This window comes from Paraburkholderia sediminicola (assembly GCF_046026675.1).
In the GTDB taxonomy this organism is placed as follows: domain Bacteria; phylum Pseudomonadota; class Gammaproteobacteria; order Burkholderiales; family Burkholderiaceae; genus Paraburkholderia; species Paraburkholderia sediminicola_F.
On record NZ_JAQQEY010000001.1, the window covers coordinates 889817 to 913145 of the forward strand.

Consider the following 23329-nt stretch of genomic DNA (forward strand, 5'->3'; position numbering starts at 1 on the left):
AAAAAGTGTCGCGATTAGGGCGATTTGTGCCACAATTCCATGGAAAAGTGTCGCGATTAGGATTTATCGCGACACATTGGCAAGAGGTGGCGCGCATGAACAGCAGTGGCATCAAGCAGGAACTGGATCTGATCGAGCAGCTCATCGCGGCAAGCGCCGAGGGGCGGAGCGTTCGTGCGCTTGCCGCGGCACTTGCCGGGCGCCGTCATCCCATGCAGCGCCGCACGCTGCAACGTCGTCTCGACGTGTTGCTCGAAGCGGGCCGGATCGTTTCGGAAGGTGCCGGCCGGGCAGTGTCCTACAAGCAGGCCGCGGCTCCAGGCGCGGCTGTTTTTCCCACCCAGGTTATCGCTGGCGCAAGCACTTCCGGCGAGGCCTACGTGCCCGTATCGAGTGCGGGCCTCGAGGTGCGCTCGGAAGTGAACAGGCCGCTGCACGAGCGTCGGCCGGTCGGCTATAACCGTGCGTTTCTCGAACGCTATCGTCCGAATCAGGACGCGTATCTATCGCAAGCGCAGCGTGAACGCCTGCATGAATGGGGCCGCACGTCGGCCGATGTGCGGCCGGCCGGCACATACGCACGCGACATCATGAGCCGGCTTCTGATCGATTTGTCGTGGGCGTCGTCGCGGCTCGAGGGCAATACCTACACACGGCTCGACACCGTACGGCTGATCGAGCAAGGGCACATTGCGGAAGGCAAGGACGCTCAGGAAACGCAGATGATCCTGAACCACAAGGCCGCGATCGAAATGATCGTCGAGAGCGCGAACGAAGTGGGCTTTAATCGATTCACGGTACTGAACCTTCACGCGATTCTCTCCGACAACCTGATGTCCGACCCGTTCGCCAGCGGCCGTTTGCGCGTGCGTGAAGTGGAGATCAGCGGCACCGTATTTTTTCCGCTCGCGGTGCCGCAGCAAATCGCGGAATGCTTCGAGGCGGTGTTGAACAAGGCCGCCCAGATCGACGATCCCTTCGAACAGGCTTTCTTCAGCATGGTGCACTTGCCCTATCTGCAGCCATTCGAAGACGTCAACAAACGGGTCTCGCGGCTGACCGCGAATATCCCGCTGATCCGGCAGAATTTGTGTCCGCTGTCGTTCATCGACGTTCCCGAAAAGGCTTACGTCGACGGTACGCTCGGGGTGTACGAGACCAATCGCGTCGAGTTGTTGCGCGACGTCTTCATCTGGGCGTACGAGCGCTCGTGTCAGCGTTATCTGGCGATTCGACAATCGATCGGCGAGCCGGACGCGTTCCGCCTCAAGTATCGCAATGCGTTGATACAGGTGGTGCAGGAGGTGATTCGCGGTGGCCTCGCCGGCACGCGCGGCGAGATTGAAACGCTCGCGCAGAATCAGGTGGATGCGGCGGAGGTATCTTCATTCGTCGATGCGATCCAGTCCGATCTCGATCAACTCTACCTGGGCAATGTCGCGCGCTACCGGCTGCGGCTTTCCGAGTTCGAACGCTGGCCGTTCAAGCGGGCGGACGCCGTCTCGCGCTGACGCGGCACGGCCTGCTTCACGACTTTCGCAGCGGCATCACTGCGCGCCGTTCTTCCGCCGCGAGCGCGCGAGTTCCAGGTCTTCGCACATTTGCTTCGCCCCTTGCTCGATACGCGGCGCGGGCCGGTTGATCAGATCGCCGTCGATGGCGAACAGATTGTTGTTCGCCACCGCTTTGAGGCTCGGCCAGGCGCGCCAAGTATCGAGTTGAGGCAAGGCGCTGTCCGGTTTGGTCGCGCCGGGTGCGGCAGTGACAATCGCTTCCGGATTCGCTGCGAGCACCGCTTCAGTCGAGACGGTCGGCACCAGCGGCTCGAGTTTCGCAAACACATTACGGCCGCCGCATAGCGTAATCACGTCGCTGACCATATGTTCGCCGTTGAGCGTCATCAACGGTTGATCCCACACCTGATAGAACACGCTGACAGTCGGGCGGCTCGCATACTGCGTGCGCAATCGTGCGATGTCCTGACGGTATGCTGTTGCTGCGGCATCGGCGGTCGGCGAGGTGCCGAGCAATTGCCCGAGCTTCGTCAGCGACATCGCAACATCGTCGAGATGATGCGGCTCACTGAAGAACAGCGGCACATGCATCTCACGAAGGCGATCGAGTTGGCGCTGCGCATTGCCATGCCGCCACACGACGATCAGATCGGGCTTCAGCGCGACGATCCGTTCGAGGTCGAGCGCCTTGTTGTCGCCGACACGCGGCAGTTGCTTCGCTTCAAGCGGGTAATCGCTGTAGGACACCGCACCGACCAGTTTCGCGCCACCGCCCGCGGCGTACAGCAGTTCGGTGACGTGCGGCGCGAGACTGATGACGCGCTGCGCGGGAGCGGGCAGCGTGACGGTTGCGCCGGTGTCGTCGGTGACGGTGATCGCGGCGTGCGCGTGCAGCGTGCTCACTCCAAGTGCCGCGGCGATGAAAAAGCGCGAGAGTCGAATCATCGAACAGCCTCGCGCAGACTCTCTTCAAAGCGTGCCCATTCCGTGTCGCTGGCAGGCAGCCCGAAACGTACACTTCCCGTTGCTGTGAAGAGCCGTGTCCACACGCCGCGTTGTGCTAACGCTTCATGTAGAGCTGCAGCGCGAGCACTGTCGGTCCACGCAAAGAGGGGGGTGCTGTGCGTGGCGAGACCGTGTGCCTGCAAGAGACCTACCAGGCGGGCGCTCTCGGCTTCTAGCAGCGTACGCATCTGCTGCTGCCACGCCAGGTCTTCAAACGCGGCTTTGACGGCATGACGAGCCGGGCCGCTAACCGTCCATGCCCCGAGCGAACGATGCAATGCATCGAGCAAAACTGGCGCGCCGAGTACGAAGCCCGCGCGCACGCCGGCGAGCCCGAAGAATTTCCCCGGCGAACGCAACACGATCAACCCATCGCGATGGGTGCTTGCCGCGAGCGACGCCGCAGGCATCGCATCGGCGAAGGCCTCGTCGATCAGCAGCGTGCCGCCGCGTGCGGCGAGTTGCGCATGCCAGTGCAGCAGCTTGCCTGCGCTCAAACGCTCAGCGGTCGGATTGTTAGGATTCACGATGACCACATGGATGAGCGCGTCGGGCAACGTGTCCCAGGACACATCCAGTGGCAGGACCTCATGCCCAGCACGCTCGAACGCTGGCGCATATTCGCTGTACGTGAGGGGCGCGATGCCGACCCGGGCACGTGGCAGAAGCGATGGCAGCGCGCGAATCGCTGCCTGGCTCCCCGCTACGGGCAGCACGTGCGCGGCATCGGGCGCGGCATAGTAACGCGCGGCACAGGCGGCAAAACCGTCACCGTCGTCGGGCAGGCGGCGCCAGGCATCGGCGGGAACCGGCGGCACGGGATAGCCGTGCGGATTGATACCCGTCGACAGGTCGAGCCATTGCGCGTACGGAATGCCATAGCGCTCAGCCGCTTCATGCAAATTGCCGCCGTGAACCACGGCGTCGAGCGCGGTGCCGGTATCGGCCCTGTGGCCAACCGTTCCATCAACCATGAAAGGGCACACTCAGCAAGGCCAGCACGATCAGTACCGCCAGCCAGAGAATGACTGTCCGTTCGACCAGCATCAACGCCGCCGTAACGTGACTGGCCTTCGCGGGGTGTCCGAAACCGAGCGTCGGCCTGTGTTCAAGCGCGCCTTGATAAACCGCGGGCCCGCCGATCAGCACGTTCAGACTGCCCGCGCCTGACGCCATGACCGGCCCGGCATTCGGACTGTCCCAACGCGGCGCCTGTTCGCGCCAGCAACGTAGCGCGGTGCGCGTGTCGCCAAGCAGGGCGTAGCTCGCTGCGGTGAGGCGCGCGGGAATCCAGTTGAGCACATCGTCGATGCGCGCGGCGGCCCAGCCGAAGCGCAAATAGCGCGGCGTGCGGTAGCCCCACATGGCATCGAGCGTGTTGGCCAGACGAAACCCCAGCGCGCCCGGGCCGCCCGCGATCGCGAACCAGAACAGCGCGCCGAAGATCGCGTCGTTGCCATTTTCCAGAGCTGATTCGACGGCCGCGCGCGACAGCGCCGCTTCGTCGGCATGAGCGGTTTCGCGCGACACGATGCGCGAGGTCAAGAGGCGCGCTTGCGCCAGATCGCGCCGCGCCAGTGCCTCGGCGATCGGTGCAATGTGATCGTGCAGGCTGCGTGCGCCGAGGGCGAACCACAGCAACACGACATGCACCGCGCAGGCCGCAAAAAAAGGCAGCACGGAGACCAGCCACCAGGCGACCAGCACCGGCGGCATCACCGCCAGCGACCAGGCGAGCAGCCCCTTGAGACGTAAGCGCCGGCCGGTGTTGTAGCGCGTTTCGAGGCGCATCGCCCATTTGCCGAAGCCGACCAGCGGATGCGCCGTGCGCGGCTCACCGAGCCAACGGTCGACGGCGACGCCCGCCGTTGCCAGCGTAACGATCAAAGGCAGCGACAGCATCATGCGCCGCCCGCTGTCTTCAAGACGAGCGGCAAGCCCGCAACCATCATCGTGACCTGGGTGCTCAACGCGGCGATGCGCTGATTGAGCCGCCCGAGTTCGTCGACATAGAGACGCGTTTCCGCGCCGAGCGGCACCACGCCCAAACCGATTTCATTGCTGACCACGATGATCTTGCCTCTGGCGTTGATGAGCGCTGCTTCGAAAGCGGCAAAGTGCGTGTGATAGTGATCGACCGGTAAGCCGTCGCCGTCAGGTGGGCACAGCAGGTTGGCGAGCCACAGCGTGAGGCAGTCGATCAGAATGCAGTGACCGGGCGCGTCGATTTGCGTGACGGCGCCGGCGAGATCCACGTCTGCTTCGTGCAACGCCCAATGCGCCGGACGCCGCTCGCGATGATGCGCGATACGCGCGCTGAATTCGGCGTCGTCGGCTACGCGCGCGGTGGCGATGTACGTGACGGGGAGGGCGCTGTCGTTCGCCAGTTGTTCGGCGTGCACGCTCTTGCCCGAACGGGCGCCGCCGAGAACGAAGGTGAGGTCGCGGGAAATCATCGCGTGATTGTACCGGCGTGCAGCGCGTGCCGGCACGATGGGATAATGCCGCGTTCATCGCCCGCATTCATTGTCCGCATTCATTGTCTATTCACCGCCCAAGCCGATATTCCGTGACCGCTATTTCGAACCCGCATGACGCCGTATCTGTGCCGCGCGGCACGCTGATGATTCAGGGCACTACGTCCGATGCCGGCAAAAGCACGCTCGTCGCGGGTTTGTGCCGGCTGGCGCGCCGCGCCGGGGTGCGGGTTGCGCCGTTCAAGCCGCAGAACATGGCGCTCAATAGCGCGGTGACGGTCGACGGCGGCGAGATCGGCCGCGCGCAGGCCTTGCAGGCGTTGGCCGCTGGCATTGCCGCTCACACCGATCTGAACCCGGTATTGCTCAAGCCGACGAGTGACCGTGGCGCGCAAGTGATCATCCACGGCAAGGCGCGCATGAATCTCGACGCACGCGCGTATCACGACTACAAGCCGATCGCTTTCGAGGCGGTGCTGGAATCGTATGCGCGTCTGCAAGCAGCGTACGACACGATTTTTGTCGAGGGCGCGGGCAGTCCCGCCGAGATCAATCTGCGCGACCGTGATATCGCCAACATGGGTTTCGCTGAAGCCGTTGATTGTCCGGTCGTGCTGGTGGCCGACATCGACCGGGGCGGGGTGTTCGCGCATCTGACCGGTACGCTCGCGTGTCTGTCGGACAGCGAGCAGGCGCGTGTGTGCGGCTTCATCATCAATCGCTTTCGCGGTGATGTCAGTTTGCTCAAGCCTGGACTCGACTGGCTCGAAGCGAAGACCGGCAAACCGGTGCTCGGTGTGGTGCCGTATCTGCACGGTCTGACGCTCGACGCCGAAGACATGCTGCCGCCCGAACTGCGTGCGGCGCACAGCGGCCAAAGCGACGATCCGAACCAGATGTTGCGGGTAGTCGTGCCAGTGCTGCCGCACATCAGCAATCACACTGATTTCGACGCGCTGCGCGCGCATCCGCAGGTCGATTTTCATTACGTACGAAGCGGCACGCCACCTCCGCCGGCCGATCTGATTATTCTGCCGGGCTCGAAAAACGTGCCGGGCGATCTGGCCTTTTTGCGCGCGCAAGGCTGGGACACGGTGTTGCAACGGCATCTACGCTACGGCGGCCGTGTTATCGGAATTTGCGGCGGCATGCAGATGCTCGGCCATGAAGTGGCCGACCCGCACGGTGTAGAAGGCGCGCCAGGAACGAGCGCGGGCCTCGGCTGGCTCGATTACTCGACGGTGCTGACGCGCGAAAAAACGCTCAAGAACGTGACAGGGCGGCTCGCGTTGCCGGGGGCGCCCGAGGTGGCCGGCTACGAGATTCACATGGGCGAGACGCAGGGCCCGGCGCTCAACTCGCCCGCGCTGCAATTGGGCGAAACGTCAAACGCGCATCCCGACGGTGCGATCTCGGCCGATGGCCAAATCCTCGCTACCTACGTGCACGGGCTGTTCGACACGCCGGCTGCGTGCGCCGCGCTGCTGGCGTGGGCGGGACTGAGCGACACCGAGAAAATCGACTACCCGGCGTTGCGTGAGGCTTCGCTGGATCGTCTGGCCGACGCGCTCGCCGAGCACCTCGATCTTTCGAAGCTTTTTGCTGCGATTGGCTGAGCGAAGTTGGCTGGATGAGGGCGATTAAATCCCATTGGGAAATAATCAAAGCCTAAGAGGCAGTTTTTCACCTCAATTGGTTCGAATACAGTCTTGACGTCGACGCCCGATGCGGGTCGTCTCCCTCTCGTAAAGGATTCGTCATGAACTCGAACCGCTCCGCCGATCTGGCCGCCTTGATCCTTCGTCTGGCCCTGGGCGTTCTGTATCTCGCGCACAGCTTGCAGAAGATCTTTGTTTTCACGCTGCCGGGAACGGCGCAGTTTTTCGTTTCGCTCGGCTTGCCGGGTTGGCTCGGCTATGTGACGGCGTTCGTCGAATTGATCGGCGGTATTGCGCTGCTGCTCGGCGTGCAGGTCCGCTGGGTCGCGCTGGTGCTGCTGCCGTTCATGCTTGGCGCAACGTCGCAGCATCTGCAGAACGGCTGGGGGTTCGCGTCGCCGCATGGCGGCTGGGAATATCCGGCTTTCTGGGCGGTGACGCTGGCTGTGCAGTCGCTGCTTGGCGCCGGTGCGCTGGCGCTGAGCGGTGCGAAGGCGCCGCGCGCAGTGGCCGCCTGATACGTTTCACCCAGGTACTAAACCGCACCGGCACTCCGCCTTGCCGGCAACAAAAAAGCACGCGCCGTGAGGCCGCGTGCTTTTTTTGTTGCACTGAGCGAGGAGTAATACTTCGGGCTTTCCGGGCTTTCCGGGCATTTCGGACCCTGCGCCGCGCCCCGCGCCAATCAATCAATACAACACGATCTGCGTGCAGCGAAACAGCGCCATCGTCTTGCCGTTCGGATCGGTGACGGTGGCGTCCCACACCTGCGTGCTGCGGCCCAGATGGACGGCCTTGGCAACCGCGCGGATCGTGCCTTCTGTCGCCGTGCCGAGAAAATTGCTTTTCAGCTCGATGGTCGTGAAATTGCCCGCCGTCTTGGGCAGGTGGGCGAGGCATGCATAGCCGCAGGCGGTATCGGCGAGGCCGATCACTGTGGCGGCATGCAAAAAACCGTTCGGCGCCAGCAACTCCTCGCGCACGGTCAATTCCGCGGTCAGAGTGCCTTCCTCCAGCGCCAGAACATGCACGCCCAGCAAGCCGGGCAGCTTGCCCTTCTGACGTTCGTGCAGGCGCTCGATGGAGTATTCCGGGCGAAGTTTGCTCATGAGATTCGGGTCCTCGATGGAAAAAACAGTGATGTAAGGCGGTCAATAGCCGTTTGGGGGCTTCGGCCCCGGTGCATTTGTCGATATTATCAACGGCTGGATCGGCGGGTGAACCTGAAACCGGCACGGATCAGGGCACATCGGCGCAAGTCAGAGCAAACTGCGCGGTAAACCGGCTGGCGGCGCCCAGCCTTCTTTCCGGGAGAATTCATGACGGTAATCATGGTGGCGAATCCGAAGGGCGGCGTGGGCAAAAGCACGCTGTCCACTAATCTGGCCGGCTATTTCGCGTCGCAAGGGGAATGGATCGCGCTGGCGGACATGGACAAACAGCAATCGTCGCACGCGTGGTTGTCGCTGCGGCCGCCTGCGCTGCCGGCCATTGAGACCTGGGAGGTCGACCTCGAAAACCCCGCCAAACCGCCCCGAGGTCTGGAACACGCGGTCATCGACACGCCGGCCGGGTTGCACGGCAACCGCCTCAATATCGCGCTGGATCTGGCCGACAAGGTGATCGTGCCGCTGCAGCCGTCAATGTTCGATATTCTCGCCACCCAGGAATTTCTTGAGCGGCTGGCCAAGGAGAAGGCGGTCAGGAAAGGCGCGATCGAGATCGGCGTGGTGGGCATGCGCGTCGACGCGCGCACGCGCTCAGCGGAGCAACTGCATCGCTTTGTCGAGGGCTTGAAGCTGCCGGTGCTGGGTTACCTGCGCGACACGCAGAACTACGTGCAACTGGCAGCGCACGGCCTGACTTTGTGGGACGTCGCAAAGAGCCGCGTGGAGAAGGATCTGGAGCAATGGCAGCCGATTATCCAATGGACCAACGGCGCCGGTAAGAAGGTTTGAAGTGAATAGCAGGCGGCGTGACCGCCCGCTACATGGAACCGTGCCGTGCGGCGAAAGGCCGGTTCAGATCCGGCTCAGGTCCAGTTCTGGGTCGGCACGTGATCGCGGCTGCCCTTGATCTTGTTGTTGTCGTCGACGAACACCAGATCCGGTTTCCAGCCTCCCTTCAGTTCCGCTTCGTCGACCACGGCGAACGCCGCGATGATCACCAGATCGCCCAACTGAGCGCGCCGTGCGGCCGAACCGTTCAGCGAAATCATGCCGCTGCCGCGTTCGCCCTTGATCGCGTACGTCGAGAAACGCTCGCCATTGTTGATGTTCCAGATGTCGATCCGCTCGTTTTCGACGATGTTCGCAGCTTCCAGCAAGTCCTCGTCGATCGCGCACGAGCCTTCATAGTGCAGTTCGCAGTGCGTGACCGCGACGCGATGGATTTTCGACTTCAGCATGTTGCGTTGCATGACCAATCCCTTGTGGCTTCTTATGCGCGTTTGCGCAAACTAAGACGGCTTCAGATTTCGAGGTTGTCGATGAGGCGGGTGGTGCCGAGCTTGGCTGCCGCCAGCACGACTAACTCCGCATTCACGTCTTGCGCGCCCGGTGCCAGCAGATTCGAGCGCTTGCGCACCGCGATGTAGTCAGGCTGCCAGCCGCGCGCGGCCAGTGCCGCCATCGCCGCCTGTTCGAGTTTTGCGAAGTCGCGGTCACCGGCGAGCACCGCATCGCGCACGCGATTGAGCTCGGCGGCCAGCACCGGCGCCTCGGCGCGTTCGGTCGTTTGCAGAAAGCGGTTGCGTGAGCTAAGCGCTAGGCCGTCGCTATCACGCACGGTTTCCGCGGCGATGATATCGGTCGGTAGCGCGAACTGGTGGCACATGCTGCGCACGATCATCAGCTGCTGGTAATCTTTCTTGCCGAACACCGCGACGCGTGGCTGCACGCACGACATCAGCTTCATCACCACCGTGCACACACCCTGGAAGAACCCAGGGCGGAATTCGCCTTCGAGGATGTCGCCCAGATCGTGCGGCGGATGCACGCGGTACTCCTGCGGTTCCGGGTACAGATCCCGTTCCGTCGGCGCGAACAGCACGTAGACGCCTTCTTTCTGCAGCTTCTCGATGTCGGCTTCGAGCGTGCGCGGGTATTTGTCGAAATCTTCGTTCGGGCCGAACTGCAGGCGGTTGACGAAGATGCTCGCCACCACCGGATCGCCGTGCTGGCGCGCGAGGCGCATCAGCGAAAGATGGCCCTCGTGCAGATTGCCCATGGTCGGCACAAAGGCGGTGCGATTCTGGCCGCGCAACTGGTCGCGCAATTCATGGATCGAGCTGATGACTTTCATGATCGGACAGGGATTTCCTCGCGCGGCGCGAGACTTGGTTGGCGCAAAAACTCAGGTTTTCGCGTGGCCCGCTGCCTCACTGGTAATGACAGGTTCGGAGCGCGGGATTGTAGTGGATTTGTTCCCGGGGTGCACCGAAAGGAGGCGTCTGCTGCAGCGCTGGCGCATGCAGGCCCCGTTTTGCGGCATCAGGCCGGCAGATAGGCGAGGCGCACATAGATCGGTGCGAACGGCTCGGCCTGGGTGATTTCGATGAGCGACTCACGGCACAACTCCAGCATCGCGATGAAGTTCACCACGACCACCGGCACGCCTTTGCTCGTGTCGAACAGGTCCGAGAACTCCATGAAGCGCGCGTTCTGCAGTCGCCGCAGGATCGTGCTCATGTGCTCGCGCACCGACAACTCCTCGCGCGAAATCTTATGATGCTGAACCAGCTTGGCGCGCTTGATCACGTCGGCCCACGCGGCGCGCAGGTCTTCGCTATCCACATCCGGAAAGCGCGGCGTGATGCTTTGCTCGATATACACCTCGGCGCGCAGGAAATCGCGGCCAAGTTGCGGCAGATGGTCGATGCGCTGTGCGGCGAGCTTCATCTGTTCGTATTCGAGCAGGCGGCGCACCAGTTCGGCACGCGGATCTTCGGCTTCGTCGCCGCTATCGGCCTTCTTCACCGGCAACAGCATGCGCGACTTGATCTCGATCAGCATGGCGGCCATCAGCAGATACTCGGACGCGAGTTCGAGATTGGTCTGGCGCAGCTGGTCGACGTAGCCGAGATATTGGACCGTGACATCCGCCATCGGGATGTCGAGCACGTTGAAGTTCTGCTTGCGGATCAGATACAGCAACAGGTCCAGCGGACCTTCGAACGTTTCGAGGAACACCTCGAGCGCGTCCGGCGGAATGTACAGATCCGTCGGCAGCTTGAAGAGCGGCTCGCCGTACAGGCGTGCGAAAGCGATGCCGTCTACGGTGTCCGGCGTCGAATCGGTGGCGGGCGCGGCAAGCGCGGCGTCAGGCGCCTGAGTGGCGCCCTTTGCCTCGTCGGCGTGACTCACGCGCTTAGAAGTTTTGATAGTACGAGTAAGGCGTCTGCTCCACGCGCGAGGCTTTCTGCTCGGCGCGTTCTTCGAGGTCGATCGGCTGTTTGTCCCACAGCAGCGACCGGCCACGGCGCTGCTCAGCTTCCAGATTCGGTTTTTGTTGCTTGAGCTGGTTCAGGAACTGGGTGATGTCCGATTGATACATGGCTAGACGTCCGTGGTTTGGGGAATGGCGGCTGCTTGGTGGGAACAAGCGCAAACCCGCGCAGCATCGCTCCTATTCCATAATTTTACCGCATGCGCCGCGCGTGGTCGAAAAACGATGGCCGGCGCGAGCGGCCCGCATGCAAAAACGCCTGGAACCCGCGCTGCTGCGACGCGTCAAAGGCGGGCACGTCGCCGGCGGAGCGGTGTGCGAATCGGCATGTGAACACGGATTATGCCGTCCGGGTGGACGTCACTACGCATGCCGTTTCGGGGCGGCGCACCAGATTAAGCGCCCGCCGGGTCCCATACGGCAAACGCCCTTTTAAGAGATGGCGCGGTCGCGCCGATGTGGTCAAATAGCGAGCTTCGGCCGCCGCGGCGAGCCCGAGCGACAGAATTCATCAACCACGGCCGGAGGTCCTGTTTGGCGGGGTGTGCGATCGAAAAGCCGCCTAGGCGGCGCGGCAAAACCGGTGACGAGCGAGGGCCTCTGACGCCCATTCGGCGCTGGCTGCGCGCGTGGCTGGCGTTCGGCATCGTCATGCTCATGCTTGCTTCGGTTGACGCACACGCGGCACGGCGCCCGCCAGCCAGCTACAAGGTCGATATCGAAGCCACGCCGCGCTCGCTGCGCAAGCTGCTCGAAGCGCATCTGGATGTGGCGCGCTTCGCCAAGCGTCCCGACATCAGCGACGACCAGTTTGAGTTTCTGATTACGGCCACCCCGCAACAGGTGCGCGACCTGGCCGCCACGCAGGGCTATTTCTCGCCGGTCGTGCGCACCGACGTGCGAACCGTCGACGACCAGAAGCGTGTGACGGTGAGCGTCGATCCCGGCCCGCAAACCCTCATCACGTCGATTTCGCTATCGTTTCGCGGCCCGGTGCTGACCGAAGATCCGGCGCAGGAAAATGCCGCGCGCTTTGCGTTTTCACTGCACGAGGGCGACCCGTTTTCGCAAGGCGACTGGGACGACGCGAAAAACGCGTCGCTCAAGGCGCTGCAGTCGCGCCGTTACCTGGGCGCGAAAATCTACCACTCCGAGGCGCGGATCGACCCGCGTACGCACGAAGCGAAACTATCGGTGACGTACGAGAGCGGCCCGACTTTCACGATGGGCAAGCTCGACGTATCCGGCACGCGGCGTTATCCGGAACAGATCGTCGACAACGTGAATCCGATTTCGGCCGGCGATATCTATGACGTGCAACGCGTCGCCGAATTGCAGCGGCAGTTGCAGAACACGCCGTACTACGCGAGCGTGGCGATCGACGTGGACAGCGATCCGGCCAAGCCGGTCGAAACGCCGATGCACGTGAAGGTGTCGGAATATCCGTACAACAGTATTCGCGGTGGCGTGGGTTATTCGACCGACAACGGCCCGCTGATCCAGGGTTCGTATTCGTATCTCGACACCTTCGGCAAAGCGTGGCCGTTTACGGTCGACGGCCGCATCGACCAGATCCAGCAGTACGGGCAAATCCAGCTCGCGATGCCGCCGGGGCCGCGCGCTTGGACCAATAGCGTGCTGGCTTCCTACACCACTACCGACGTGTCCGACACGCGTATCTACAGTATCCGCGGCGGCGTGCAGCGGGCCCGTACGTCGCAGTTCATCGACTACAACTACGCGATCCTCTATTACCAGGACCGGCTCGATCAGAACGCGATCGCGCCGACTACCAGTCGCGCGCTGGTGCCGTCATGGTCGTGGACCCGCCGCAATACCGACGATCCATTGTTCCCGCGTTCGGGCAACCTGATTCACGTTGAAGCGGGCTTCGCGGTCAAAGGCCTGCTGACCGATCAGACGTTCGCGCGCGCCTACGCCCGTGGCCAGCAGTATCTGCCGATCGGCAGGGAAGACCTTGTGCTGATCCGTGCCGAACTCGGCGGCGTGTTCACGAGCGGCAGTTCGAGCGGGATTCCGGCTTCGCTGCTGTTCCGCGCGGGCGGTTCGAATTCGATACGTGGCTACAGCTATCAAAGCATTGGTAATAACGTCGACGGTTCGGTGCTGCCCACCAAGTATCTCGTGACCGCGTCGGCGGAGTACCAGCATTGGTTCAATCACGACTGGGGCGCAGCCGCGTTCTTCGACGTCGGCACCGCCACCGATACCTGGGGCGAGAAAGTCTTTTATCCCGGCGTCGGCGTTGGAGCGCGCTGGCGCAGCCCGGTCGGCCCGGTCAACGTCGATGTCGCCTACGGGATCCGCAACCGGAGCGTGCGGCCGTACCTGACCCTCGGCATCGCCTTCTGATGGAAAACTGCTTCTACATGATCCACGCATGACCACGGACGTTTCCGCCCAACCTCCCGCGCAGCCGCCCGGCGCTCTTCCGCCTGGAGCGCCCGGACAGCAGCCTCCGCCCGATGCGCCGCAGCCCAGGCGCCGTCGCGGCCGGTTGTTGCTGAAAGCGCTTGCGTGGATGGTCGTCGTGCTGGTGCTGCTGGTCGCCGTGGCGATCGGCCTGCTGTACGGCGCGCTGACGACTGAGCGCGGGACGGCTTACGCGTGGCAGGCGGCCGTCAAACTGCTGGGTGGCAAGCTGACCGGCACGCTCGAGAGCGGCGCTATCGCCCACGGTGTGCAACTCCGGCAGGTGCGCTGGCGCAGTCTCGACGGCAGTGGCACCGATATCCAGATCGACCGCGTGGCCGGCCGCTGGGAACTGACACGCAAGCCTTGGCGCTTCGCGATCGACTACCTGCATGTCGGTACGATCGACGCCCGTGTCGGTTCGTCGTCGTCGAGCAGCAGCGGGCCGCTGAAATTGCCGCAAGACTTGCGCTTGCCGATGCAACTCGAGGTGCGCGACGTGCAGGTTGACAAACTGCTGTTGCGCGAGGGTGGGTCGACGACCGAGCTGTCCCGTTTCATGTTCCATGGCCGCAGCGACGGCAGGCACCACGAGGCCGCGATCGAGCGGCTCGACACGCCGTTCGGCGCCGTGACGGCGACGGCGAAGCTCGATGGGGTGCGGCCATTTCCGCTGACCGGAGATATAGGCTATTCGGGTAAGGTCAACAACGAGGCGGTGCAGGTGGGTGGCCATCTGACCGGTTCGCTGGAGAATCTCATCGCCGAACTCGATGCTAGCGGCATGAAGCTCGCCGGCCATGCGCGAGTCGAGGCCACGCCGTTCGGCGACGTGCCGTTGCAACGCGCCACGCTGACTTTCGATCACATCAATCCGCAGGCGTTTGCGCCAGGCGCACCGCTGGCGGATCTGGCGGTGCGGGCTGAACTGCAGCCGGTGGGACAGGATGCAACTGGTGCGGTGACCTTGGGGGCGATCAGTGGGGCTAGTGCGGCCAGCGGGGTAAGTGTTGCCGGCTCGGCGAATACGGCGAGTTCGGCCGGCGCTTCCGGCGCTGCGAGCACTGCCGGTGCCAGCAGCGCTACCGGTATTGCCGAGCCGCAGCACGTTGTCAAAAACGGCAAAGGCGGCGTCAACACCGATGCAGCAGCAAAAGCCGCAGCGGGGTTCGCCGTCGCCGGCCATATCTCGATCGTCAATGCCAAACCCGGTGCGATCGACCAGAACCTGCTCCCTGTGATCGATGCCAACGCCGACGTGCGGCTCGACGCGCAGGCGCAGCGTATTTCGAACCTGATGGTGCGGCTCGTGAAGAGCGCCACGCTCACCGGCGGTGGCGCGCTGACCGGCAAACGCGGCCAGTTCGATCTGCAAGTCGCCGGACTCGACCTGAACGCGCTCGAAGCGACCGTGCGGCCTACCCAGCTTTCCGGTCCGATCGGCATCCGTCTGAACGAAGACGTGCAAAGCCTGACACTCGATCTCGCCGACCCGAAAGCGGGGTTGCGCGCGCAAGGCAAGGTGATCTTCGACCCCGCGCGCTTGAGCTTCAACGACGTACGGGTCACATCGGGCAAAGGCCGCATCGATCTATCCGGTGCGCTTAAGCACGACGCGAACTCCACCTACAACCTGAAAGCGCAACTGACTGATTTCGATCCGTTGACGCTGACTTCGCAGATGCCGTCCCGTACGCCGGTAACGGGCCCGGCGCCTGCGGCAAGCCCTGCCAGAAGCGCGAAAGGCGCGAAAGTCGCGCAAGGCGCACAAGGCGCGGCAGAAGCGGGCAGCACCGCCGGTGCGAAAAGCGCGGCCCCTGGCGACAAGGCCGCCGCCGCGGTAAAGAACACAGCGAAGGCCGCAGTGCGGGCCGACGTGGCTCAACGCAAAACGCCGCCGCCCAGGCACGCCGCGCCTGCCGCCCACAAGATCGAGGCACGCGTGAACGGCACGCTCACGGCAGCCGGCATGCTCGGCCCGGTCTTCACCACCAAGGCCGAATTCAAACTCGGCCCGAGCGTCTACGACGGCCTGCCGCTGACGGGCGGCGGCGTGGTCCAGTTGTCCGGCTCGCGGATTCTGCCGAGCCGCGCGAATCTCTCGGTGGCGGGCAATCAGGTGGACTTGCAGGGCAGCTTCGGTGCGCGCGGCGACCGGCTGCGTTTCCGTGTCGATGCTCCGGAACTTGAACGCCTCGGTTTCGGGCTCGCCGGTCTTATCGCCGCCGATGGCGATGTCACCGGCTCGTTCGCGCATCCGAATGTCGTGCTGAACTACAAGGCAGACAGTGTGGTGTTCAGCAGTAACCGCATCGGGCATGCGGAAGGTCACGCCGAACTGCGCGACGGCGCGAACGGCGCGCTCGTTTTCACGACCGACGCGCGTAATCTCAGCGCTGGCGGCGTCGATCTCACCACGCTCACGGCGCGCCTGTCGGGCACGCGCGCCAACCATACGCTTGAAGCGGTGGCTACCGGCAAATTGCAGGACCGTCCGCTCGATCTGACACTCGCCGCCAACGGCAAATTGACCGAAGCACGCGACGGCACGCGCTGGGACGGCACCGTGACCCGCCTGCAGAATCGCGGCACACCGGCGCTGAATCTCGAGTCGCCGCTCGCCGTGAGCGCCGGGCCGAACCGTCTGACGCTTGGGGCGACCCGCCTTACGCTCGAGGGCGCGGTGCTGAGCCTGAAATCGTTCGCGTTCGACCACGGCAAGATCCAGTCCACGGGCAGCTTGACCGACATTTCGCTCGCGCGCCTGCAAGATCTGCGGCGGCAAATCACCGGCGAGCCGCCGGCCGTCAAAACCGATCTGGTATTCGACGGCGACTGGGATTTCGCGCTCGGCAGCACCGCGAGCGGCCACATTCAGTTGAAGCGTCGCAGCGGCGACGTTACGGTCGAGATCGGTCGTGGTCTCGCCTCGTTGGGCATCACGGATATGAGCGCGCGCGCCGAATTCAGCGGCGGTAACCGGCTGAATGCGATCGTGCACGCGCAGGCGAGCCGGATTGGCGTGATCGACGCCGACGCGCATACCACACTCGTGATGCGCGACGGCTTCCTGACCGTCAACGAAGAGGGCGCGGTCAGCGGGAATGTGAATGCGAACGTGCCGTCGTTGAAAACAACCGGCGGCCTGTTCGGCCCGAGCTATCTGCTCGACGGCCACCTCGCGCTGAAACTTGCGCTCGGCGGCACGGTCGCCAAGCCGAACCTGACGGGGTCGCTGATCGGCGATGGCTTGTCGGCGACGATGGTCGACCAGGGCGTGCAGTTGAAGGACGGTGTGGTGCGCATCGCGCTCTCGCAAAATCTGGTGGACTTCCAGCAGGTCGAGTTTCACGGCGCGAGCGGCACGCTGCGCGCCACCGGCCGTGTGCGCCTGGATGGCGCACAGCCGGATTTGACCGCGAGCATCGTCGCGGACAAGCTGGAATTGTTTGCGGCGCCGGACCGCAATCTATCGCTATCGGGTAGCGCGAGCGTGGCGAACGCCGGGGCAGAGGGCGGCATGGCGATCAATGGCAAATTCGTGGTCGATCACGCGTTGTTCGATATGCCGGAGCAGTCCGCGCCGAAGCTCGGCGACGACGTGGTGGTGGTACGTCCGGACGGCACGGTGGCGGGCGAGCGGCCACCGCCGCAAGTGGCGGGTACCAACAAGCCAATCGGTCCGTTCGCGCCGCGCGCCAATATCGACATCAGTCTCGGCAACAGCTTCCGTTTCCGCGGCATGGGCGCGGATCTCGGCCTGAGCGGCACGATCACCGCGATGAGCGCGCCGAACCTGCCGTTGCGCGCGGTCGGGAATGTCCGCGTGACGCAGGGCTCGACCTATACCGCGTTCGGCCGCAAGCTCAACATTGAGAATGGCTTCTTCACGTTCAACGGTCCGGTGGCCAATCCGGGCATCAACATCCTGGCCATGCGCCGCAATCAGCAGGTCGAGGCGGGCGTGCAGGTCACGGGCACCGTCCAGTTTCCGGTCGCGAAGCTGGTGTCCGAGCCGAACGTGGCGGATAACGAAAAGCTCTCGTGGCTGCTGTTCGGACACGGCACGGATCAGGGTAACAACCTCGGTCAGCAAAGCACCATGACAACCGCGCTTGCCTTGCTTGGTAGCGCGAGCGGCAAACGGATCGCGCAGACCTTCGGGCTCGACGAGTTTTCGATCGGGCGAAGCGAAGTCGGGTTGACCGATCCGCAAGTGGTGATGGTGTCGAAGGCGATCAACGAATGGCTCGTGGTGGGCTACGAGCAGGGTCTGCAGTCGGCGAGCAATGCGATCAAGGCGACGGTGAACCTCACGCGCTATTGGTCGGTCGCGGCATATGGCGGCACGTTCGACGGCATGGAATTGCTTTACACGCGGCGCTTCGATCAGATCCGGTGGTGATGGCGGTGATGGCGGTGGCCGTGCTTTGACAAACGCCGCGACACAAATGAAAACGGCACGCCTTTTAAGGCGTGCCGTTTTTGTTGATGCCTGCAGCGTTCGACGCCGCGCGCTTTATTTCACGCGCATGCCCGGCTTCGCACCGCTATCCGGCTCGAGCACGTAGAGGCCCGGTTCGGCTTTCTCGTCGGTGGCCGAAGCCGCCAGCACCATCCCTTCGGACAGACCGAACTTCATCTTGCGCGGCGCGAGATTCGCGACCATTACCGTCAGCTTGCCGACCAGTTGCTCCGGCTGATAGGCCGACTTGATGCCCGAGAACACGTTGCGCGTCTTCTCTTCGCCGATGTCGAGTGTGAGTTGCAGCAGCTTGTCCGAGCCTTCCACCGTCTTGCAGTCGACGATCTTCGCGATGCGCAGATCGATCTTGGCGAAGTCGTCGATCGAGATGATGCCAGGCGTCTCATCCTTATCGGCGGCTGCTTTCGCTGCCTTCGACTTGGCCTTGGCATCCACCGGCGCCGTGGCTTCCGGCGTGGCTTGCAGCGAATCGCGATTCGCTGCGATGAGTGCCTCGATCTGCTTCGGATCTACGCGCGTCATCAGATGCTTGTACGCGTTGATCGGGCGCGTGGAAGAGAGCGGCACGTTCGCGTCGGCCCACACCAGCGGTTCGATGCCGAGGAACGCTTCGACCGCTTCCGCCAACTTCGGCAGCACCGGCTTGAGCGCCAGCGACAGCAGACGGAATGCCTCGATGCTCACGCTGCAGGTTTCGTGCAACGCGGCCGCATTCGCCGGATCCTTCGCCTGATCCCACGGCTTGGCGGTGTCGACGTACGCATTGACCGCATCGGCCAGTTCCATGGTCTGACGCAGCGCGCGGTTGTACTCGCGTGCTTCGTAGTTCGCGGCGATTTGCGGCACGGCGGCGCGCAGCGTGGCGAGCAGCGGGTGCTGCATCGCGCTGTCCTGCACGCGGCCGTCGAAACGCTTGATCAGGAAACCGGCGGCGCGGCTCGCGATGTTCACGTATTTGCCGACCAGATCGCTGTTCACGCGCGCCTGGAAGTCGTCGAGATTCAGGTCGAGGTCTTCCATCGTGCTGTTCAGCTTGGCGGCGAAGTAGTAGCGCAGCCATTCCGGATTCAGGCCCGTGTCGATCACGCTTTGCGCGGTGATGAACGTGCCGCGCGATTTCGACATCTTCGCGCCGTCCACCGTCAGGAAGCCGTGTGCGAACACGTTGGTCGGCGTGCGGTGGCCCGAGAATTCGAGCATGGCCGGCCAGAACAGCGTGTGGAAATACAGAATGTCTTTGCCGATGAAGTGGTATTGCTCAGCGGTCGAGCCCTTGCGAATCCACGCGTCAAAGTCGAGGCCGCGTTTTTCAGCGAGGTTCTTGAAGCTCGCGTAATAGCCGATCGGCGCATCCAGCCACACGTAGAAATACTTGCCCGGCGCGCCCGGGATTTCGAAGCCGAAATACGGCGCGTCTCGCGAAATATCCCAGTCGGCGAGCTTGGCTTCGCCGGCATCGCCGAGCCATTCGCGCATCTTGTTGGTGGCTTCCGGCTGTGCCAGACCGCCCACCCACGCGCGCAGGAAATTCTCGCAGCGCGGATCGGACAGGCGGAAGAAGTAGTGCGTCGAGGTCTTACGAATCGGCGTGGCGCCCGAGACGACCGAATACGGATTGATCAGGTCGGTCGGCAGATAAGTCGAGCCGCAGACTTCGCAGCTGTCGCCGTATTGATCCTTCGCGCCGCACTTCGGGCATTCGCCTTTGATGAAGCGGTCCGGCAGGAACATTTCCTTGACGGGGTCGTATGCCTGTTCGATGTCGCGCGCTTCGATCAGGCCGGCGTCTTTGAGCGCAAGGTAGACCGATTCGCTCAGCACGCGATTCTCTTCTGAATCGGTCGTGTAGTAATTGTCGAACGAAATCCCGAAGCTGTCGAAATCGCGCTTGTGCTCCTGCCAGACACGGTCGATCAGTTGCTTCGGCGTCAGACCTTCCTTTTCCGCGCGTAGCATGACCGGCGTGCCGTGCGTGTCGTCGGCGCCCACGTAGTAGACCTCGTGCCCGTGCATTCGCAACGTCCGGACCCAGATGTCCGTCTGGATATATTCAACCAGATGGCCGATATGGATTTGCCCATTCGCATACGGAAGGGCCGACGTGACGAGAACCTGGCGACGGCCTGACGGCGCGCCTGCGGAGAGATCGGTTGCGGGTGCTGACATAAGGATGGTGGGAGCCTGCGGTGGGACGAAACGTTGATTCTAGCAGGGCCGGCGTCTGGCGCGGGCTGGGCCGCCTCGGCCGCGCGGGTGGGTCGCTGCCAGGGCAGGGCGGTGTGTCCCCTAGGGAGACTTCCTGCGGAGCGAAAACCGAGCGCCCAAAAAAAACCGGGGCTATTAACCCCGGAGCAACAACGACAAGAGGAGAATGGTGACGCGGCGGCTTCGCCAGCCACGTACCGTAAAGACAGACCGCGGATTTTCGGCAGAGTTCGAAATTTTTTTCGTTCTCGTGCGAGATTTTGTTTCCCGCGCTTTTTACGGCTTGCCGGACGCCTCAGACCGAAGTGGCAAGAGCCGCCCGGCGCCCGGTTGCTTCTCCCTCTACAGGCTGTGCCGTTATTGCGTGGCGTGCTGAGCCGTGGCGCGCAGATAGATTTCCACGCGACGGTTTGCGGCACGGCCGGCTTCGGTGTTGTTGTCAGCGACCGGCTGGTTCTGGCCCATGCCTTGTGCCGACAGGCGTTGCGGCGCGACGCCGCGTTGCCCCAGATAGCCCGTCACGCTTTGCGCGCGGTTGACCGACAGCGTCTGGTTATAAGCCGGCTGACCCGTGCTATCCGTGTAGCCGATCACCTGGGCGATCAGTTCCGGATTCTGCTGCATGGTCTGCGTCAACTGATCCAGCACCGGTGCGAACGACGGCTTGACCGCGTAGCTGTTGGTGTCGAACGTGACCGAGCTCGGGATGTTCAGCTTGAGCGAGCCGTCCGGCTGCTCGGTGATCTGCGTGCCGGTACCCTTGGTGGCGCCCGACAGCTTGTTGTGAATGGCTTGCCAGTTGTAGCCGGTGATACCACCCACCGCTGCGCCGGCGCCCGCACCGATCGCCGCGCCCTTACCGCCGCCGAAGATCGCGCCGATCGCCGCGCCGGTGGCAGCGCCTACGCCCGTGCCGACGGCCGTGTCCGTACCTTGTTGGCTTGCACAGCCTGCCAGCAACGAACCGGCAACGGCAAAAACAGCCAGGCGAGTCATGATTTTTGCATTCATTTTCTGATTCCTCTTGAGTGAAGCGAGTAAAGCGGGTGGAAGCGATCAATCTATCCGTCGAACGTGACGGCCGTAAAGCGCGCAAGTCGACAATACGAGAATCCTGCGTCTTCCGTGGTCCCGGTCCGACAGCGGAGAAGGGTCTTCCGGCAAGGCTTGGCGCCAGCCACTACAATGATGACTGAAGTACGCAGCGATGCGACCCCATGGCGTTCCGCCTGCCCGAAGGGTGCACGGCGTGCCTGGTTTTAGCAATGCTGTCTAACAATTTTTTTCAAATTCTGGCGCGTGGCGGAGACTTGGATTCCACCACGCCGCAAGTGTTCCCCACGGAGTGTCAATGAGTATCGATCGGGCTTTGGTCGACGCTGCCCTCGCGGCCGTCACTGACCCCAACACGGGCAAGCCCTACGCGGCTGCGAAGAACATCAGGAACGTGGCCGTGGAGGGTGACACGGTTGGCCTCGAGGTGGTACTCGGCTATCCGGCCAAACGGCAGTTTGAAGCCATCCGCACGCAATTCACCGAAGCGCTGAAGGCCGTTCCCGGCGTGGCAAACGTGCGTGTCGAGGTATCCCAGCAGATCGCCGCGCATACCGTGCAGCGTGGCGTCAAACTCTTGCCGAACGTTAAAAACATCGTTGCGGTGGCGTCGGGCAAGGGTGGGGTCGGCAAGAGCACGACCGCCGTGAACCTCGCGCTGGCGCTGGCGAGCGAAGGCGCGTCGGTCGGCATCCTCGATGCGGACATCTACGGCCCCTCGCTGCCGATGATGCTCGGGATTGTCGGCCGTCCGGAATCGCCCGACGAAAAGTCGATGAATCCGATGACCGGCCACGGCTTGCAGGCCAACTCGATCGGCTTTCTGATCGAGCAGGACAACCCGATGGTGTGGCGCGGGCCGATGGCCACTTCAGCGCTCGAACAGCTGCTGCGGCAGACCAACTGGCAAGACCTCGATTACCTGATCGTCGACATGCCGCCGGGCACCGGCGACATTCAACTGACCTTGTCGCAGCGCGTGCCGGTGACGGGCGCCGTGATCGTCACGACGCCGCAGGACATCGCGCTGCTCGACGCGAAGAAGGGTCTCAAGATGTTCGAGAAGGTCGGCATTCCGATTCTCGGCATCGTCGAGAACATGGGTATGCATATCTGCTCGAATTGCGGTCACGAAGAGCATATCTTCGGCGCGGGCGGCGGCGAGCGGATGGGCAAGGAATACGGCGTCGACGTGCTCGGCAGCCTGCCGCTCGACATCGCTATCCGTGAGCAGGCCGACTCCGGCAAACCCACCGTCGTGGCGGACCCGCAAGGGCGTATCGCGGAGATCTACCGGTCGATCGCGCGCAAGGTTGCGATCCATATCGCCGAGCGGGCGCGCGACATGACCTCGAAGTTTCCCAGCATCGTCGTCCAGAACACCTGACTAGCCGTTCGGACAAGGGGTTAAAGCGGGGCCAAGTCGCCAATTTGCGTCTGGTCTCGCGGTATCATGTCGACTTCACAAGTTCGGCTCAGCGGCCGCAGGGGCGGCCACCAGGCCGGCAAGAGGATCGCATGGGAAAACGAATCGACGGGCAGGCGGTGCATGCGTTCATCGTCCTGGCTGCCAGCAGTGTGCTGTTATGCGGCTGTAGCACGTTCCTGAGACCACAGGAAAAGCGTGCTGACGCGCAGTTGCTGCCCACCGTGGGCAATCAGGCACGCGGTCTCGTCACGTTCATCGAGCGTTCGGACGGTGTGCAGGTCACCTACAATCTCTCGGGCTTGCCGCCAGATAGCGACCACGCGTTGCAAGTGCATGAGCGCGGCGACTGCAATGCCGCCGACGGCTCCAGCGCCGGCCCGGTGTTCTCTCCGGCAGCCGAGCGTCTGAAAACCGGTGCCCGGGTCGAAGGCGACCTTGGCAACATCCACGCGGATGCGAACGGCGTGGCCACCGGCTTCATTGTTGCGCCGGACGTGTCGCTCGACGGTATCCGCTCGGTGTTGCAACGCGCGGTTCTGTTGCATCACGACGCGACCGACCCTTACGCGTACCCGCAACATGGCGCGGGCCCCGCGCTCGCATGCGGCTTGATTCGCCAGTGA

General features: G+C 63.4%; 19 protein-coding genes. 8 read left to right on the forward strand and 11 right to left on the reverse strand.

Going from position 1 to position 23329, the window contains the following annotated elements; all coding sequences use genetic code 11:
* The first annotated feature begins 95 nt into the window (after positions 1 to 95).
* Positions 96 to 1511 (forward strand): Fic family protein, encoded by a 1416-nt coding sequence (locus PQQ86_RS03875; protein ID WP_408265022.1) that lies wholly within the window; start codon positions 96 to 98, stop codon positions 1509 to 1511.
* 36 nt (positions 1512 to 1547) lie between these two features.
* Here PQQ86_RS03875 and PQQ86_RS03880 read toward each other — a convergent pair whose 3' ends face one another.
* From PQQ86_RS03880 to cobU, 4 genes are read right to left on the reverse strand one after another with little or no spacing between them, the layout of a single operon-like run.
* The gene (locus PQQ86_RS03880) at positions 1548 to 2459 is read right to left on the reverse strand and encodes a cobalamin-binding protein (RefSeq protein ID WP_408265023.1); all 912 of its coding nucleotides are present in this window, start codon (positions 2457 to 2459) and stop codon (positions 1548 to 1550) included.
* Entirely contained in the window at positions 2456 to 3493 is a 1038-nt protein-coding gene (cobD, locus tag PQQ86_RS03885) for a threonine-phosphate decarboxylase CobD (protein WP_408265024.1), read from the reverse strand. Before cobD ends, PQQ86_RS03880 begins: the two co-directional genes overlap by 4 nt.
* The gene (gene cbiB, locus PQQ86_RS03890; protein ID WP_408270057.1) at positions 3486 to 4421 is read right to left on the reverse strand and encodes an adenosylcobinamide-phosphate synthase CbiB; all 936 of its coding nucleotides are present in this window, start codon (positions 4419 to 4421) and stop codon (positions 3486 to 3488) included. Before cbiB ends, cobD begins: the two co-directional genes overlap by 8 nt.
* Positions 4421 to 4975, reverse strand: a complete 555-nt coding sequence (gene cobU, locus PQQ86_RS03895; RefSeq protein WP_408265025.1) for a bifunctional adenosylcobinamide kinase/adenosylcobinamide-phosphate guanylyltransferase — start codon at positions 4973 to 4975, stop codon at positions 4421 to 4423. The genes cbiB and cobU overlap by 1 nt, the downstream gene beginning before the upstream one ends.
* 167 nt (positions 4976 to 5142) lie before the next feature.
* Here cobU and PQQ86_RS03900 point away from each other — a divergent pair, with 167 nt between their 5' ends.
* Together PQQ86_RS03900 and PQQ86_RS03905 are read left to right on the forward strand one after the other, a co-directional pair.
* The gene (locus tag PQQ86_RS03900; RefSeq protein ID WP_408270059.1) at positions 5143 to 6612 is read left to right on the forward strand and encodes a cobyric acid synthase; all 1470 of its coding nucleotides are present in this window, start codon (positions 5143 to 5145) and stop codon (positions 6610 to 6612) included.
* Between the two features lie 143 nt (positions 6613 to 6755).
* Positions 6756 to 7172, forward strand: coding sequence for a DoxX family protein (locus PQQ86_RS03905; RefSeq protein ID WP_408265026.1), 417 nt, complete (start codon positions 6756 to 6758; stop codon positions 7170 to 7172).
* A gap of 171 nt (positions 7173 to 7343) precedes the next feature.
* Here PQQ86_RS03905 and PQQ86_RS03910 read toward each other — a convergent pair whose 3' ends face one another.
* Positions 7344 to 7763, reverse strand: a complete 420-nt coding sequence (locus PQQ86_RS03910) for a PaaI family thioesterase (protein WP_408265027.1) — start codon at positions 7761 to 7763, stop codon at positions 7344 to 7346.
* A gap of 210 nt (positions 7764 to 7973) precedes the next feature.
* Here PQQ86_RS03910 and PQQ86_RS03915 point away from each other — a divergent pair, with 210 nt between their 5' ends.
* On the forward strand, positions 7974 to 8612 hold the full coding sequence (locus PQQ86_RS03915; RefSeq protein ID WP_408265028.1) for a ParA family protein: 639 nt from the start codon (positions 7974 to 7976) through the stop codon (positions 8610 to 8612).
* Positions 8613 to 8686: 74 nt separating this feature from the next.
* On the opposite strand, the gene panD is transcribed toward PQQ86_RS03915, so the two are convergent.
* The 4 genes from panD to PQQ86_RS03935 form a co-directional block, all read right to left on the reverse strand.
* A complete protein-coding gene (panD, locus tag PQQ86_RS03920) occupies positions 8687 to 9073 on the reverse strand; it encodes an aspartate 1-decarboxylase (RefSeq protein ID WP_408265029.1) in 387 nt (128 codons plus the stop codon).
* Positions 9074 to 9123: 50 nt separating this feature from the next.
* Positions 9124 to 9957: a pantoate--beta-alanine ligase gene (gene panC, locus PQQ86_RS03925; protein ID WP_408265030.1), complete on the reverse strand. Its 834-nt coding sequence runs from the start codon at positions 9955 to 9957 to the stop codon at positions 9124 to 9126.
* Between the two features lie 188 nt (positions 9958 to 10145).
* Positions 10146 to 11018 (reverse strand): segregation and condensation protein A, encoded by an 873-nt coding sequence (locus tag PQQ86_RS03930; protein WP_054035106.1) that lies wholly within the window; start codon positions 11016 to 11018, stop codon positions 10146 to 10148.
* Positions 11019 to 11022: 4 nt separating this feature from the next.
* Positions 11023 to 11208 (reverse strand): DUF3460 family protein, encoded by a 186-nt coding sequence (locus PQQ86_RS03935; protein WP_054035105.1) that lies wholly within the window; start codon positions 11206 to 11208, stop codon positions 11023 to 11025.
* Positions 11209 to 11634: 426 nt separating this feature from the next.
* On the opposite strand from PQQ86_RS03935, the gene PQQ86_RS03940 reads away from it, so the two are divergent.
* On the forward strand, positions 11635 to 13473 hold the full coding sequence (locus PQQ86_RS03940; RefSeq protein ID WP_408265031.1) for an autotransporter assembly complex protein TamA: 1839 nt from the start codon (positions 11635 to 11637) through the stop codon (positions 13471 to 13473).
* A 28-nt stretch (positions 13474 to 13501) separates the two neighbouring features.
* Complete coding sequence (locus PQQ86_RS03945) at positions 13502 to 17938, forward strand: translocation/assembly module TamB domain-containing protein (RefSeq protein WP_408265032.1); 4437 nt, start codon at positions 13502 to 13504, stop codon at positions 17936 to 17938.
* A 114-nt stretch (positions 17939 to 18052) separates the two neighbouring features.
* Here PQQ86_RS03945 and metG read toward each other — a convergent pair whose 3' ends face one another.
* Together metG and PQQ86_RS03955 are read right to left on the reverse strand one after the other, a co-directional pair.
* Entirely contained in the window at positions 18053 to 20185 is a 2133-nt protein-coding gene (gene metG / locus PQQ86_RS03950) for a methionine--tRNA ligase (protein WP_408265033.1), read from the reverse strand.
* Positions 20186 to 20581: 396 nt separating this feature from the next.
* Positions 20582 to 21235: a YiaD family glycine zipper/OmpA-like lipoprotein gene (locus PQQ86_RS03955; RefSeq protein ID WP_054035104.1), complete on the reverse strand. Its 654-nt coding sequence runs from the start codon at positions 21233 to 21235 to the stop codon at positions 20582 to 20584.
* Positions 21236 to 21575: 340 nt separating this feature from the next.
* On the opposite strand from PQQ86_RS03955, the gene apbC reads away from it, so the two are divergent.
* Entirely contained in the window at positions 21576 to 22664 is a 1089-nt protein-coding gene (gene apbC / locus PQQ86_RS03960) for an iron-sulfur cluster carrier protein ApbC (RefSeq protein WP_408265034.1), read from the forward strand.
* A 131-nt stretch (positions 22665 to 22795) separates the two neighbouring features.
* Positions 22796 to 23329, forward strand: coding sequence for a superoxide dismutase family protein (locus PQQ86_RS03965; RefSeq protein WP_093636251.1), 534 nt, complete (start codon positions 22796 to 22798; stop codon positions 23327 to 23329).

Bases quoted from the DNA above. Each gene is read 5' to 3' on its own strand.
- PQQ86_RS03875 (WP_408265022.1), top strand. From the start codon at position 96: ATGAACAGCAGTGGCATCAAGCAGGAACTGGATCTGATCGAGCAGCTC.
- PQQ86_RS03880 (WP_408265023.1), bottom strand. From the start codon at position 2,459: ATGATTCGACTCTCGCGCTTTTTCATCGCCGCGGCACTTGGAGTGAGC.
- cobD (WP_408265024.1), bottom strand. From the start codon at position 3,493: ATGGTTGATGGAACGGTTGGCCACAGGGCCGATACCGGCACCGCGCTC.
- cbiB (WP_408270057.1), bottom strand. From the start codon at position 4,421: ATGCTGTCGCTGCCTTTGATCGTTACGCTGGCAACGGCGGGCGTCGCC.
- cobU (WP_408265025.1), bottom strand. From the start codon at position 4,975: ATGATTTCCCGCGACCTCACCTTCGTTCTCGGCGGCGCCCGTTCGGGC.
- PQQ86_RS03900 (WP_408270059.1), top strand. From the start codon at position 5,143: ATGATTCAGGGCACTACGTCCGATGCCGGCAAAAGCACGCTCGTCGCG.
- PQQ86_RS03905 (WP_408265026.1), top strand. From the start codon at position 6,756: ATGAACTCGAACCGCTCCGCCGATCTGGCCGCCTTGATCCTTCGTCTG.
- PQQ86_RS03910 (WP_408265027.1), bottom strand. From the start codon at position 7,763: ATGAGCAAACTTCGCCCGGAATACTCCATCGAGCGCCTGCACGAACGT.
- PQQ86_RS03915 (WP_408265028.1), top strand. From the start codon at position 7,974: ATGACGGTAATCATGGTGGCGAATCCGAAGGGCGGCGTGGGCAAAAGC.
- panD (WP_408265029.1), bottom strand. From the start codon at position 9,073: ATGCAACGCAACATGCTGAAGTCGAAAATCCATCGCGTCGCGGTCACG.
- panC (WP_408265030.1), bottom strand. From the start codon at position 9,957: ATGAAAGTCATCAGCTCGATCCATGAATTGCGCGACCAGTTGCGCGGC.
- PQQ86_RS03935 (WP_054035105.1), bottom strand. From the start codon at position 11,208: ATGTATCAATCGGACATCACCCAGTTCCTGAACCAGCTCAAGCAACAA.
- PQQ86_RS03945 (WP_408265032.1), top strand. From the start codon at position 13,502: ATGACCACGGACGTTTCCGCCCAACCTCCCGCGCAGCCGCCCGGCGCT.
- metG (WP_408265033.1), bottom strand. From the start codon at position 20,185: ATGTCAGCACCCGCAACCGATCTCTCCGCAGGCGCGCCGTCAGGCCGT.
- PQQ86_RS03955 (WP_054035104.1), bottom strand. From the start codon at position 21,235: ATGAATGCAAAAATCATGACTCGCCTGGCTGTTTTTGCCGTTGCCGGT.
- apbC (WP_408265034.1), top strand. From the start codon at position 21,576: ATGAGTATCGATCGGGCTTTGGTCGACGCTGCCCTCGCGGCCGTCACT.
- PQQ86_RS03965 (WP_093636251.1), top strand. From the start codon at position 22,796: ATGGGAAAACGAATCGACGGGCAGGCGGTGCATGCGTTCATCGTCCTG.